The organism is Chryseobacterium hagamense (assembly GCF_007991455.1).
Classification (GTDB): Bacteria; Bacteroidota; Bacteroidia; order Flavobacteriales; family Weeksellaceae; genus Chryseobacterium; species Chryseobacterium hagamense.
The window spans coordinates 55,058-67,995 of the sequence record NZ_BJYJ01000003.1 but is presented as its reverse complement, the minus strand read 5'-3'; the positions used below and the strand labels follow the sequence as shown (position 1 = coordinate 67,995).

Annotated in this window: 13 protein-coding genes and 1 tRNA gene; 4 read left to right on the top strand and 10 right to left on the bottom strand. The window is 39.9% G+C overall.

From position 1 onward, the window contains the following. Positions 1 to 7 precede the first annotated feature (7 nt). The 6 genes from CHA01nite_RS05090 to CHA01nite_RS05065 all read right to left on the bottom strand — a co-directional run bounded on the left by CHA01nite_RS05090 (position 8) and on the right by CHA01nite_RS05065 (position 5,731). Entirely contained in the window at positions 8 to 859 is an 852-nt protein-coding gene (locus CHA01nite_RS05090; protein ID WP_146940163.1) for a helix-turn-helix domain-containing protein, read from the bottom strand. Between the two features lie 208 nt (positions 860 to 1,067). Beyond that, positions 1,068 to 1,742, bottom strand: coding sequence for a hypothetical protein (locus CHA01nite_RS05085; RefSeq protein WP_228458343.1), 675 nt, complete (start codon positions 1,740 to 1,742; stop codon positions 1,068 to 1,070). Positions 1,743 to 1,852: 110 nt separating this feature from the next. Beyond that, positions 1,853 to 2,773 (bottom strand): helix-turn-helix domain-containing protein, encoded by a 921-nt coding sequence (locus tag CHA01nite_RS05080; RefSeq protein WP_146940159.1) that lies wholly within the window; start codon positions 2,771 to 2,773, stop codon positions 1,853 to 1,855. Positions 2,774 to 2,804: 31 nt separating this feature from the next. Next, on the bottom strand, positions 2,805 to 3,215 hold the full coding sequence (locus CHA01nite_RS05075; RefSeq protein ID WP_170234686.1) for a DUF2147 domain-containing protein: 411 nt from the start codon (positions 3,213 to 3,215) through the stop codon (positions 2,805 to 2,807). Between the two features lie 41 nt (positions 3,216 to 3,256). Then, positions 3,257 to 4,237, bottom strand: coding sequence for an NmrA family NAD(P)-binding protein (locus CHA01nite_RS05070; protein ID WP_146940154.1), 981 nt, complete (start codon positions 4,235 to 4,237; stop codon positions 3,257 to 3,259). A gap of 1,026 nt (positions 4,238 to 5,263) precedes the next feature. Next, on the bottom strand, positions 5,264 to 5,731 hold the full coding sequence (locus tag CHA01nite_RS05065; RefSeq protein WP_170234685.1) for a hypothetical protein: 468 nt from the start codon (positions 5,729 to 5,731) through the stop codon (positions 5,264 to 5,266). Positions 5,732 to 6,436: 705 nt separating this feature from the next. On the opposite strand from CHA01nite_RS05065, the gene CHA01nite_RS05060 reads away from it, so the two are divergent. Continuing rightward, entirely contained in the window at positions 6,437 to 6,958 is a 522-nt protein-coding gene (locus CHA01nite_RS05060) for a hypothetical protein (protein WP_146940150.1), read from the top strand. Here CHA01nite_RS05060 and CHA01nite_RS05055 read toward each other — a convergent pair. After that, positions 6,924 to 6,997 (bottom strand) — tRNA-Arg (locus CHA01nite_RS05055). The two genes, CHA01nite_RS05060 and CHA01nite_RS05055, sit on opposite strands and share 35 nt — an antisense overlap. A 48-nt stretch (positions 6,998 to 7,045) precedes the next feature. On the opposite strand from CHA01nite_RS05055, the gene CHA01nite_RS05050 reads away from it, so the two are divergent. Genes CHA01nite_RS05050 through CHA01nite_RS05040 form a run of 3 tightly spaced genes read left to right on the top strand, consistent with a single transcriptional unit; the run spans position 7,046 to position 10,823 of the window. Beyond that, positions 7,046 to 8,092, top strand: coding sequence for an ABC transporter substrate-binding protein (locus tag CHA01nite_RS05050; protein WP_146940148.1), 1,047 nt, complete (start codon positions 7,046 to 7,048; stop codon positions 8,090 to 8,092). Between the two features lie 42 nt (positions 8,093 to 8,134). Continuing rightward, complete coding sequence (mtgA, locus tag CHA01nite_RS05045; RefSeq protein WP_146940146.1) at positions 8,135 to 8,779, top strand: monofunctional biosynthetic peptidoglycan transglycosylase; 645 nt, start codon at positions 8,135 to 8,137, stop codon at positions 8,777 to 8,779. Between the two features lie 13 nt (positions 8,780 to 8,792). Beyond that, positions 8,793 to 10,823 (top strand): transporter-like protein, encoded by a 2,031-nt coding sequence (locus CHA01nite_RS05040; RefSeq protein ID WP_146940144.1) that lies wholly within the window; start codon positions 8,793 to 8,795, stop codon positions 10,821 to 10,823. Here CHA01nite_RS05040 and CHA01nite_RS05035 read toward each other — a convergent pair. From CHA01nite_RS05035 to CHA01nite_RS05025, 3 genes are read right to left on the bottom strand one after another with little or no spacing between them, the layout of a single operon-like run. Beyond that, entirely contained in the window at positions 10,801 to 11,097 is a 297-nt protein-coding gene (locus CHA01nite_RS05035) for a hypothetical protein (protein WP_146940142.1), read from the bottom strand. The two genes, CHA01nite_RS05040 and CHA01nite_RS05035, sit on opposite strands and share 23 nt — an antisense overlap. A gap of 2 nt (positions 11,098 to 11,099) precedes the next feature. After that, complete coding sequence (gene recF, locus CHA01nite_RS05030) at positions 11,100 to 12,179, bottom strand: DNA replication/repair protein RecF (RefSeq protein ID WP_146940140.1); 1,080 nt, start codon at positions 12,177 to 12,179, stop codon at positions 11,100 to 11,102. 3 nt (positions 12,180 to 12,182) lie between these two features. Further along, positions 12,183 to 12,938: a UbiA prenyltransferase family protein gene (locus CHA01nite_RS05025; protein WP_146940138.1), complete on the bottom strand. Its 756-nt coding sequence runs from the start codon at positions 12,936 to 12,938 to the stop codon at positions 12,183 to 12,185.

The following is a 12,938-nucleotide window of genomic DNA, read 5'->3' as shown; positions in this document are numbered from 1 at the left end:
TATAGGATTATTCGAAGCTTTTTTTCCTGAACGTTAAGGCAGTCATTCCGGTTGATTTATTAAACAGACGCGAGAAATACGAATAATCTTCATATCCGAGCTGAGATGCAATTTCCTTCACCGACTTTGAAGAATGAAACAAAAGACGTTTTGCTTCCAGAATAATTCTTTCCTGAATATGATTAGAGACTGTATACCCCGTTGCCTTTTTGGCACATTCATTTAAATAAGCTGTGGATATATTTAACTGTTCAGCATAATATCCGGGATTTTTCTCTAAAGCGAATTTCTCTTCCAATAAACATTTAAAATTACTCATGATAACGGCAGAACGATCAGGCGGATCTATAGGAGAAGAATCATTTAAAAACTCTGAAATAATAAATCCTATCAAAGCATGGCAGCTGTTTTTCAATATGGAATAGGATAATTTTCTTTTAAAAGTCTTCATTCTCAGACAAACAGCAATTGCATCTGATATCACCTCAAAGCTTTCAGGCTGTAAAAGCAAAGGAGCTGCCGGGGCTATTTTTTTTAGAACATCAAGATAGTCAGGGTCTAGGTTTTCACCGTTTATAAGAATTATAGTAAAGCGCCCGTCTTTAAAAGAAATCCCCCGATGTACCTGATAAGGCTGAATGTAAATTACAGAAGGTGAGACAATGGGATGCTGCCTGAAGTCTACTTCAAATATTCCGCTGCCCTGTTCCAGGATAAAGAATAAATGGTAGTTATCCCTGTGGGCTGTTCCTATTCTCTCTAATTCAAGATCTTCGACAGCTGATCTTTCAATGATAATACCTTTGCTTTCAACATCAGGAAAAGTATTCAATGGGATGAATTGCGGCTTTAAAGACATGCTTTACTATTTTACAGCCAATATATGACAGTTATACGGAATTAAAAATATCCTTGGCCTTTTCAGCATTTTCTTCTGATCGGTAAAGAGATCTTAAAAAGTATCTTTATGTTAAAAGATTTTTTGGTACCCTGTAGTATATCGTTGTGAAAATGTTTTAAGAATTTAAATAGTATTTATGATTGTCTTTTTCAAAACATACACAGGATTACCTAACGGATAATAATGACCTGGCATTAAGCGCCTGTAACAGGCAGAATAACGACAATGCACCATACAACAATCCTGATAAAATCACCAGCCGAACATCCTTGAATATATAAAAAGCAAGCAGTGGCAGGATCTGCAGGGCGTGCATCCCTACGAAATGGGCGATGCGCAAATCGCCATATGTAAGGCTCCAGTTCAGAAAAGGTACTGCTCCGCCACCGCCGTCACCCACCCTGGGCGAACCGTTTGCACCGATAACGGCACCTTCCAGGGCAAACACTACGAATAAAAAGATACCTAAGCGGATGGCCCAAAGATAATAACCGGGGAGCTCATTGAAATCACCCATACAAAACAGGACACCGATATAGCCTGTATACAGGGTGGCAGCTATTGCCGAAATGGCCATGGCTACGGTAAGTGAAGTATATAAAGCGGAACGGACATTATAATGGGACAACTGGCCCCGCGAGGCCTGAATTGTGACGTAAAGCACTTCAAATCCCAGAAGAAAAACCAATGACCAATTGTACAGGTGGATATATTTATAAGAGAGATAGCCTGTATACCAACCCATCGTCAGGCTGAAGATCCCCATGGACAGCGCAAATTTAGCAGGTTTGTACCAGGCATTTACACCGTTGATCTGTATATAAATCAATTTTGAGGTCATGAGTATTAAAACGGCACTTGACAGACACAGCAGTCCAAAATAAAATAAACATTCATTTCTTGATTTCAACAGTGTTAAAAAATCGATCATAAGTAATTTCTAATTTAAAATTAATTGAAAGAAGCCCGGAACTCAACCGGCGTTAGATCGGTCTTGCTTTTAAACAATTTACTGAAAGACTGCGGGTACTCGAACCCCAGTTCAAAAGCAATCTCGCCTATGGTAAGCGTTGTGGTAGAAAGTTTTTCTTTTGCCTTTTCAATAACCTTTTCGTGAATGTGCTGCTGGGTATTCCGGCCGGTGAGGGTTTTCAGAACACCGCTCAGATAATTGGGAGAACAGTTGAGAAGTCCGGCAACATAATGTACGGTCGGCAGCCCTTTGCTGATAAGATCTTCATCATTAAAATAGTCGTCAAGGATTTTTTCCAGTCTGTCCAGGATCCGGTTTCCCGATATTTTACGGGTGAGAAACTGGCGCATATAAAACCGATCTGAGTAATTGAGGAAAGATTCGATCTGGGAGATCATAATCGACTCACTGAATGTATCGATGTGGGAATGATATTCCTGCTCAATATTGTGGATAAAACTTTTCAAGACAAGTTCTTCCTTCCCGGAAACAAAAAGCGCTTCGTTCACCGCATAATTAAAAAAATCATATTTTCTGATGGTTTTGGCTAACGGATGTCCCCATAAGAAATCCGGATGAATGAGCAACATAGAACCTGAGCTTTTAAAATTGCCATCCGCCTTAAATGAAAAAACCTGATTGGGAGCAGTGAAGAACAAAATGCCGTCGTCGAAATCATACTTCTGCTGTCCATAACCATAGTGTACTTTTCCGGCCTCTACCTTTTTGAGTGAGATTATGTAAAAGTCAAAAATCACTTTGATACTTTCCTCGCTTTTGTAAGGTGTTGTTTCTGCAAGGTCTATAACACTTATCATCGGATGTTGCGGATTACCAATACCCAGTATCTTATGATATTCTTTAATGGTTTTGATCCGGTAAGGCTGCTGTATACTCATTTTACTTGGTTTGGGAGATTTAAATATAAGATTATTCTACCTTAATTCTTTCTAAAGTTAGTCCCGGATTTAAGCCGAAGAAGGAAAGTCCCCAAAAGCCTTTGATATTCAACTGGCCGTTTTTAGTAATCGTAAGATAAGAATCATAGGTATTGCCTTTTTTTCCATCATAATCATAGAGTTTTCCCTTCCACCTGTTCTTTTTATTATCGAATGTAATATCTCTCAATAAAAGAATTCCTACCAGGGGCATTTTCCTTTTTTCCTTATCCGGATTATTCAGATCTAAAAGGGGTTTCCCCTGACTATCCAGAGAATGTTTTAGATAGGTTAGTTTGCCAAAATAATTTTTTCCGCTTTTAAATAGATGCACATTGCCTTCTTTTACCGGACTGTACCAGATCCCGATAATATCATCGGCTTTTGATTGTGAAAATATCATTGCTGAAAAATTAAAAAATAGAATGGCTGTAAATAGATGTCTCATTGTTCATTGTATTTGATGGCGAAATCTTTTGCAAAATCATTAATTTTCACCCTGCCCAAAACGGCTGGCCTGTTTTTAAAGTAATCCTGAAAAAGGCTACCGTGATGCATCGCCGAATTCATTTCCGTAAATTCTTCAGCGATATGATCTGATGCCCCTATTTTTAAAAAGGCGTCCTTCATTTGCCCATCGCTGATCAGCACCCATTTCAGGTATGGCTTTCCGATGGCATTCCCCAATACAGAGGCTATTTCCTGGCATGTAAGTTCGTCACTGGCAACATACCTCGCTTTTTTTCCTTCTTGTTGGGTATTAATTTCCTCTGCAATGGCGGATGCAATATCTATGGGTGACACCCAGGCGATTTTATCGGCTCCGCCGTAATTTGACAAGATAATTCCGGAATATCCCTTCAACAGGCCTTTAAGACCATAATATCTGAAGTAGAGTAATTTACCGATGATTCCTTCCAGAAATCCTTTGCCCTTAACCATATCCGTAAAGGCATACAGATTATAATCGAAAGATCCGGGACGGAGATGGGTGACCGCTACGTCCGGAGGAAGTTGTTTAAAAACATGTTCCGCAATATGATGGAAAACCAGGACCCCTGTCCCGGTTGGTTTATCGGCACCAACGCTGCTCAGGTGGATCACTTTTTTGATCCCTGCTTTCTGAATCGCCTGAACGTAATTGGTACTGATGTTAAATGCCTGCTGCTGATAATTAAGATTCTGATTCCCGAAAAAATTAAAGGGTGGAATCATACAGTAGGCAGCATCATGACCTTCAAAAGTTTCAGTCAGAAAAACGGCATCCTCTATTTCGCCGATTGCAGCCCTTGCTCCCAATTGCTCTATTTCTGATTTCCTTGCGGCCGAACTGCTGATTACGGTAACCTGATGTCCCTGTTTAATCAATTGTACCGCCAGCGGCTTGCTGATATTTCCTAAAGAACCTGTGACAACTATTTTCATTTGAATTTACCTTTTAATTATGAAGCAAATTTCAGCCAATTTAATTCACGGCAGGTGTTCAAATCCACGTTTCTTGTGTTCAGAAACCTCTAAAACATTCAGTAGCATTCAGTAAAAAATGATTTTATATTGGGAATACTATTTAAGCTTATTCATCAGTTCATATCCAAAGGCTATATTACACATCTATCAGATGATTTGCTCTCTGCTGGGGTTTTTAATGTAGCGGTTTATTTTTATGTAATGGAAAGCACCGTAAAAGAAAAAGCTAAAATAAGAGGGTGATATTGAAAAATCCAAGCCTTAATTAATAGCAAAAACAATAAATAAAATTTTTTCACAAAATTTGAAAATGAATGTGTATTTACCGTCTAATGATAAAAATTATTTGATAAAATTCTTAAGGAGGACCGTATCACTCATCCTGGTAGAACAGATAAACGGTTCACGCTTCTGACAGGGTTTTATCCTATCCTGTACCAAGCCGGTCCACCGATAAGAAGAATCAGGCCAGACGTAACCGAAATAATTTTAAACTGTTTATAATTTACCATAATGATTCCTGTTAGTTATTCAAATTGTTGAAATCTTGATCTAAAAAGAAATTTTTGTTACAACACCGCAAAAACAAATATCACAACTCTGTTGAAAGTAGATACAGTTAAGGCAAAAATCAATTGGTCCAAACAAATAATGCAACCTCTGATAGTAGTTATGGGGGATAAGGTTACAATTCCAGATGCCGCGGATTGCCATCAGTCAGAATTTTTTGCAGGTTTGAAAAACCGTTCATGATGTGATCCGCCGCATGTGTTTTAACAAATTATAAATCAGTGATCCAATAAAAAAATATTGCAGTTTATACATTTAAAAATAGAATGGGATATATCCTGAGTCTGATGTTTGAAATCAAAAAATAATTATTTAGACCTGAGGGCCGATTCATACATGAAATTAATCCGGGACAAAAGCGGGGATCAGATCGCAATTCTTATCTGTAGATCAATGAAATTAAAATTCTCACCACTATTCAAGATGTTGTAAAAATTTTTCATGGATTTCTTTTTTAATGTAGCTTTCATCATCTTCATTTAGAAATCCCAAAGGTGCATAATCGGTATACTTCTTTTTGAACTTTTCAACCAGCTTGTAATAGAGGCTGTTCTTTTCAATATACGGGGACTGGTATCGATTGATTTCTTCAAAATCTTTCTGAATGTCATTGAAAAATATCCTGAAGTAAGCCTTATCTTTTTTTTCTCTATTCCACGTGAGAAGCCAATTAATCTGGCTTGCTATGGTATTTGTATTTTCCGGATATCGCAATTCCTGTTTTAAAAAGAAACGGGGATTTCCGTTGGTAAACCTGCAAATAAGATCATAATCCTTATCCATTCTTTTATTGAAATCTAAAAGATTAAGCTCAGCAATTTTTAAATTTTCTGCATTTTTTTCAATGGTTTCCTGTGCGGTATTTTCTTCGAATAAAATCATATTCACAGTGGAGGCTTTTTAAAATTCGATTAATTATACAGCAAAATTGCAGCCTATTTTAGAGTGACGACGTGAAATCGTATAATTTGCCCGTCCTGAAAAATTGATCTCTGAAATTTATTGTGTAATACGGGAGAATAAGAAGCAGACGTTAACCTTATTGTTACGGAATCCAAAAGCGGTAAAACCGGGCTAGCCAGTTGAAGATCCAGATTGGAAAAGAAATACTACAGGAGCAAACGTAAGAGTTGGAGATGGTATTGTAAGCTACCCAATTTTGTGATCTATTATAGTAGAAATTCAAATATTGCGATAAAAAATCATTATAATATCTTCATAATAATATAGAATTTGAAGGTTATGTAACAGGATTTAAACAATGAGACAATCATGGATTCGGGGTTATTCATTTAAATTGACCAAAAGTAATACATTTGAATTTAATAAAATTATAAAGAATGGTTTTAGTCCTTGGGAGGTCCCGGTCGGGTTTTAGGTAATGACCGATTTCCGCTCCGGGGTCTTTTGATTTGTCCGTGATGCGGAAAGAATCTTACTGCAAGCGGTGCCAAAGGTAAATCAAAAACCTATTATTACTATCATTGCCATTATAAGTGTGGGTTTAGATTTGACTCTGATAAGTTAAAAGAACTATTTAAAATTGAGATCTCAAAACTGCAATATAATCCAATCATCAAAGACCTGATGAAAGAAATCCTTTTAGATAAGTACAGGCAATTCACTTACGATATAGACGCAAAAAGAAAATCCATTTCAAAAGACATCAGTTTACTTCATGAAAAGGTTGCCAATGCAAGAGATCAATATCTTTCTGACAAGTTGGATGAAGAAGACTATAAAGAGATAAAAATGCTCACAAAAATCCAGATCGAACAATTGGAATCTGAACTTCAGCAAATGGTTTCAGAAAGTAAAGAACTCGACATCAAAACAAAAATAGAAAATGCGTTAGATTCAATGGAAAACCTTGTAAACCTTTACCAGCAGGGCGATCTCCTTACAAAAAGGACGATAAGGTGTTTGATATTTCCTGAAAAAGTTGAATTTGACGGAAAAAGTTTTCAAACACCTAAAATGAACATTGTTGCTCAATGTATCTATCAGTATAACAGTGAATTAGGAAATAAAAAAAACCGACATAAGAGCGTGAAAACTTCAAATGCCGGTCTTGTGACCTCGACAGGATTCAAACCTGTAACCTTCTGAGCCGTAATCAGATGCGCTATTCAGTTGCGCCACGAGGCCGTTGTTTAATGGTTTGCAAATATAGCACTTTTTTCTTTTCTTTGAAAGATGAAAGCAAGAATTTTACTGTTAACCGCGTTTTTGGCGCTAACCTCTTGTAAAAGAGAACAAAAAATTTCATCTCCGGAAGCCGTTTCGATCTCCGGTTTGGTACAGTACAGAGAAGATCGGGGTACGCTGCACCTTAAATCAGGAAATTTCACCTACGATATTACAAAAAATCAGGTTCCGTTTAAAAAAATTATCCTGCTTAATGCAAGTATGGCAGGGTACATCGGCGAACTGCACGCAGAAGACCGGATCATCGGGGTTTCCAATCCGGAATATATCTATTCTGAAAAAATTCAGAGCTTAGTGAAACAGGGGAAAATTCAGAATGTCGGCAGCGAGCAGAAATATGACATCGAAAAAATCATTTCCCTGAAGCCGGATGCCATTTTTACCAATCATATCGCCAGTTTCGATAATACTTACCAGCTATTGAAAAACAACGGGATCCAGGTCATTTTCCTGGATGAATACCTGGAGCAGAAGCCTATGGAAAAAACGGCGTATATTAAACTCTTCGGAAAACTTTTAGGAAAAGACAGGGAAGCGGAAAATGTGTATGGGAACGTGGAAAAAAATTATGCTGAATTGAAAAAGCTGGCCCGGACGGCCAAAGAAAAACCGGTGGTTCTGGCCAATGAAATGTACGGCGACGTATGGTATCTGCCGGGTGGCAGAACATCGGCCGCTCATTTTATTTCGGATGCCAACGCCGAATACATCTTAAAAAACAACACCGATGAAAAGGCAGTCACCATGAGCTTCGAGGAGGTCTTTGCCAAGTCCGGCGGAGTGCAGTACTGGATCAATGCCGGAAACCACGTTTCCAAAAAAGAAATGCTGGGCATGAATCCTTTCTACGGCAAGCTGGAGGTGTTCAGTAAAGGGAAGATCTATGTGATTACCGGCAGAGAAAACGGGCAGGCCAATGACTTTTTCGAGAGCGGCGTGGTACGGTCGGATCTCATTCTTAAAGATTATATTAAAATTTTCCATCCGGAATTACTGCCCGGCTACCAGCTTACTTATATGAAAGCGCTTAAATAATCAGACTATTTGCTTATTTTTGTTTCTGATTTTACAGATATTATGTGGAAAAGAATTAAACAGATTATATTCATCGTCCTGATCCTTAATGTGGTGTTCATCGTTTGGGGCAGATTCTTCAACCCGCCGATTACCCTTACCCAGATCGGAGGGCTTTTTGAATACGGAAGATTGCAACGGGATTATATTTCCTATGACGAAATGGGAAGCAACGTAAAAAAGGCGGTGATCGCTTCAGAAGACCAGAAATTCTTCATCCATGACGGTTTCGATTATAAGGCCATTGAAAAGGCCATGAAACATAATGAAACCGGAAAAAGGATCAGAGGCGGAAGCACCATCTCCCAGCAGACGGCGAAAAATATTTTCCTCTGGCAGGGCCGGAGCTGGATCAGAAAAGGTCTGGAGGCAGTGTATACCTTTATCATCGAAAAGGTCTGGAACAAAGACATCATCCTGGAAAGATACCTGAATTCCATTGAGATGGGGCAGGGGGTCTTCGGGATCGAAGCGGCCTCACAGTACTATTTCGGAAAATCTTCCAAAGATCTCAGCACTTCTGAAGCAGCCTGGATTGCTGCCGTTTTGCCCAACCCCAAAAAATACGATCCTAAAAATCCTTCACCTTATCTCAGAAAGAAGCACAATTGGATCATGAGACAAATGAGGAATGTGAGTTTGAAATAGTATCTTTGTACCCATGAAATTCTTCAACGCCGGTACCAATTTCGAATCCGTTCTTAAAAAGTATTTTTCTTTTAAGAATGAAACCCTTTCTCTGGATCCGCTTGCGGAACTCCTGGAAGGGATAAAAAATGCTGACTTTAAGAATGTACTCCGCTTTCTGAGGGAAAATCCTGAAATTACGGATCATTTTAAAGAGTACCTGCATCATATTTTTGAGGAAAAACCATTTAACCTGTCTTTAACGGAAGCCAATATCCTTTCCGAAAATGCCTTTATTCCCGAGCTGAAAAAAAGGATTCTTAATAAAATCCTGCCGCCGGTCGTGAATGAGAATACGGTCTGGTACATGATCGATAATGTGAGCGTAACGCCCCGCAGGGATCTCAAATATTTCCACAACCTGCCGGAAGAGGAAATCAGTGAGCTGTTCAGGCTGCTCGGAATTCATGATTTTATCACCCGGCCCGGGGTCAAAAAAGAAATGCTGTTTTCCATGAACATCCTTTCCTGGCGGGTAACGGGATCGGCCATGGAAGTGGAAGTGGTGAGGATGGCCCCGCAATACAAGAATTTCGATAACCCCTTTCTTGCTTTGCAGAATGAGCTGGAAGGACTTGCCGAAGAACTGGAAGAAAATCCCTATCTTCAGCTGCATTCCAGAGACAGCCGGTACAAGCAGATTAAAATTTACATCGGGCAGTGTCTGGAATTCGTTAATATTTCTTTTAAAAACTCTGCCAGATACGGTATTTCAGGGAAAATCAATCAGTCGCTGATTAAAATACGGCAGCAGATCCAGCGGATTTATGAAATTGTCCAGCTGTTGGTTATCGATAAGGAGGAAGATATTCTTATTAATTCCAAAATGCTTGTTTTTAATGTCTTAAGATATAAATCCCATAAAAATAATATTTCGGATCTCATCAACGACAGCACCCGTTTGATTTCCCATCTTATTACCAACCATACCGCAGAAACCGGTACGCATTATATTACGTCCACCCGGAAAGAATACATGAGGATGTTCTACAAAGCCAGCGGAGGAGGAATTATTGTCGGGGCCTTATGTGTTCTCAAAATGCTTTACGGCTATATTCCGGGGAGTGATTTTTCCCATGCCTTTCTGTATTCCATGAATTATGCGATGGGCTTTGTGATGATTTACCTGATGGGCTTTACCCTGGCTACCAAACAGCCGGCCATGACGGCGGCAACCATGACCAAAGTCCTTTCTGAAGAAGGGAATATCAAAAGCAACAGCACGGAATTTGCGCATCTGGTATCGAAGCTATTCCGGAGCCAGTTTATCGCTTTTGTAGGAAATGTCCTGCTGTCTTTCCCGATTGCCCTGCTGATTATTTACGGACTGGATGTCTTTTTCTCGCAGAACCTTGCGGTAGAGCGTTCTGATAAATTGCTGAAAGACCTGGATCCTTTTAAGTCGAAAGCGATTCTTCATGCCTGTATTGCCGGGTTTTACCTTTTTATATCGGGGATTATTTCAGGGAATATCGGGAACAATTCGGTTTTTTACCAGATTCCGGAAAGGATTTCAAAGAACCTTTCGATCAGGAGGTTCTTCGGGGTTAAATTTGCCAAAAACCTGTCAAAATATTATGCGAAAAACTGGCCCGGCATCGTATCGAACTTCTGGTTTGGGGTATTCCTGGGTGCTACGGCTCCGATAGGATTATTCCTGGGACTGGACCTGGACATCCGCCACATTACTTTCGCGGCGGGGAACTTTGCCTTAGGACTTTACGGCAAGGATTTTTCCATCGATTCCTACACCTTCTGCATTTCGCTGGTCACCGTATGCCTCATCGGGTTTTTCAACTTTCTGGTGAGCTTCAGTTTATCGATGTTCCTGGCTTTCCGTTCACGGAAGATGAATCTGGGGCAGGTAAGCGAAATCTACAAAGGCATTTTCAGGTATTTCATCAAAAATCCGATGAAATTTTTCTTTCCGCTGAGATCCGGACTGGATCAAAAAACAGACGAACTGATGAGCAGCACGGTAGCTACAAAATCTGAAGATCATTAAAATCATCAGTTCCGAATTTATCCTGGAATTTTTTCAGGAAAAAGCTTTTCCGCATCTGGAAATCGTGTTTCAGTAAAGGAGAATGGATTCGGATCAGCACCCGTTTATTTTCAATGTTTACGCTCTCGATCTCACTGAACAGGCTTTCATCCAGATACTCTTCAAGGAAATCCTTGATCTCGAAAGCCAGCAGCTTATTTTCAAAACCGTAGATCTTCGCAAAAGACCGCACCAGTTCCGACGACTGGAATTCGCGTTTTTTCTTCTTTTTCATTTTTAAATCTCAAAAATAATGCTTTCCTCATTGATCCTTTTGACTACATTTTCCGTACGTTCCCGATGGGTATCGGTAATAAAGATCTGGCCGAAGCTTTCCCGGTTGACCAGTTCGATCAGCTGCGAAACACGGGTGTCATCAAGCTTGTCGAAAATATCATCCAGAAGCAGGATGGGCGTCTTGCCGGTCAGTTCTCTGATCAGGCTCATCTGTGCCAGTTTCAGTGAGATCAGAAACGATTTCTGCTGGCCCTGCGAGCCGATTTTTTTTATTAAAACCTTATCCATCTCGAAAAGCAGGTCGTCCTTGTGAATTCCTTTCGACGTGTACGTAAGCATCCGGTCCCTGTCAAGGCTTTCTTTAAGAAGGTTTTCAAAAGAATCTTCAAGGAGATGAGACTCGTAGAGAACCGATACGGTTTCTTTGCCACCGGATATGATCTGATAGAAATTTTTAACGATCGGGCTTAATTGCTCGACAAAATCTTTCCTTTTGGTGAAGATCTTCGTCCCGAACCGGACGATGGGATCGTCGTATATTTCCAGTGACTCTTGGTCCCACGTCCTGTTTTTGGCAAAATATTTCAACAGCGCATTCCGCTGCTGAACGGTTTTCTGGTATTGGATCAGATTAAAAAGGTATTCGGAATCCGTCTGCGAAATCATCGAATCCAGGAACTTCCGCCGACTTTCCCCCGAATCGGAAATCAGGTTGGAATCGTAAGGAGAGATCATGACGCTGGGCAGGTAGCCGATGTGGTCGGCCATCCGGTCATAGCTTTTATCATTCTTTTTGATGAGTTTTTTTGCTTCTTTAGGCTGTGAAATTCTGATGATGTCCTCGCTGTCCCCATTTCCGATTTCCGCTTCAATGGTGAAAAAATCCTCCTCGCCTCTGATGTTGTTGGTGTCCGTGTTTCCCAGGAAACTTTTGCCCACCGAAAGATAATGCAGCGCGTCCAGGATATTGGTTTTCCCGACCCCGTTGTTGCCTACGAAGCAATTGATCTGCGGGGAAAGCTCAAACCTCTTTTCAGTATGGTTCTTGAAATTGTACAGGGAAAGTTTCTTGATAATCATTTGTCAAAAATACTTCATTATTACGGAAAATAAAAAAGGAAGTGCCGAACAGGTTTCCACCCCGAATGAAAAATAAGCATCGCTGCGCTTATTCTCTGAAAAGTAGATCATCATATAAGTGATGATTGCCGAAAGGAAAAAAGCGATCGCATAAGGAGAATCAAGATAAAAAACCGAAAGCATGCTGCTGATCAATACCAGGATATAAGCCAGGTATTTTGTGTTTTGCACCCCGATGATCGTAGGAAAAGTCTTCACCGTATCCACGTTCATATCCCGGATGTCGAATGGCAGCACCAGTGCCGTAATATAAAAAAAACTGATAAAAAAAATCGGAAAGTCAAATTCCGCAAGGGTGAGCCAGCAGTTCATCAGGGCCCAGACCAGACCTACATAAAATACTTTCAGCAGAGGGACTTTACGGATGTAGGTCTCCAGAAAAAAACTGTTATAGAGCAGACCGAGGACGACAATAATCAGCCATTTGAACAGCCGTATTTCATTATGGTTATGAATAATTAAAAAAGCACAGATGATCCCGGCCACGACATTTAAAATCAGGATTTTGGAAAAATGCCGGGTTTTCTGGTATTTGGTATACAGGTAACCGCTGAAATAGGTGATGAAAATAAAGAATACCGTAGGATAGCGGAATGTGTTTTGCTCCAGCATAAAAAATACCGAAAAAAGGGTTCCCGTTAAGGATACGTAAAGCTGACTGTCGATAACGGATTTTTTCAGTACTTTTAAAAAATTCAT

What these genes read in the sequence shown, in the direction of transcription:
- CHA01nite_RS05090 (WP_146940163.1), bottom strand. Translation starts at nt 859, where the DNA reads ATGTCTTTAAAGCCGCAATTCATCCCATTGAATACTTTTCCTGATGTT.
- CHA01nite_RS05085 (WP_228458343.1), bottom strand. Translation starts at nt 1,742, where the DNA reads ATGACCTCAAAATTGATTTATATACAGATCAACGGTGTAAATGCCTGG.
- CHA01nite_RS05080 (WP_146940159.1), bottom strand. Translation starts at nt 2,773, where the DNA reads ATGAGTATACAGCAGCCTTACCGGATCAAAACCATTAAAGAATATCAT.
- CHA01nite_RS05075 (WP_170234686.1), bottom strand. Translation starts at nt 3,215, where the DNA reads ATGATATTTTCACAATCAAAAGCCGATGATATTATCGGGATCTGGTAC.
- CHA01nite_RS05070 (WP_146940154.1), bottom strand. Translation starts at nt 4,237, where the DNA reads ATGAAAATAGTTGTCACAGGTTCTTTAGGAAATATCAGCAAGCCGCTG.
- CHA01nite_RS05065 (WP_170234685.1), bottom strand. Translation starts at nt 5,731, where the DNA reads ATGATTTTATTCGAAGAAAATACCGCACAGGAAACCATTGAAAAAAAT.
- CHA01nite_RS05060 (WP_146940150.1), top strand. Translation starts at nt 6,437, where the DNA reads ATGAAAGAAATCCTTTTAGATAAGTACAGGCAATTCACTTACGATATA.
- CHA01nite_RS05050 (WP_146940148.1), top strand. Translation starts at nt 7,046, where the DNA reads ATGAAAGCAAGAATTTTACTGTTAACCGCGTTTTTGGCGCTAACCTCT.
- mtgA (WP_146940146.1), top strand. Translation starts at nt 8,135, where the DNA reads ATGTGGAAAAGAATTAAACAGATTATATTCATCGTCCTGATCCTTAAT.
- CHA01nite_RS05040 (WP_146940144.1), top strand. Translation starts at nt 8,793, where the DNA reads ATGAAATTCTTCAACGCCGGTACCAATTTCGAATCCGTTCTTAAAAAG.
- CHA01nite_RS05035 (WP_146940142.1), bottom strand. Translation starts at nt 11,097, where the DNA reads ATGAAAAAGAAGAAAAAACGCGAATTCCAGTCGTCGGAACTGGTGCGG.
- recF (WP_146940140.1), bottom strand. Translation starts at nt 12,179, where the DNA reads ATGATTATCAAGAAACTTTCCCTGTACAATTTCAAGAACCATACTGAA.
- CHA01nite_RS05025 (WP_146940138.1), bottom strand. Translation starts at nt 12,938, where the DNA reads ATGAATTTTTTAAAAGTACTGAAAAAATCCGTTATCGACAGTCAGCTT.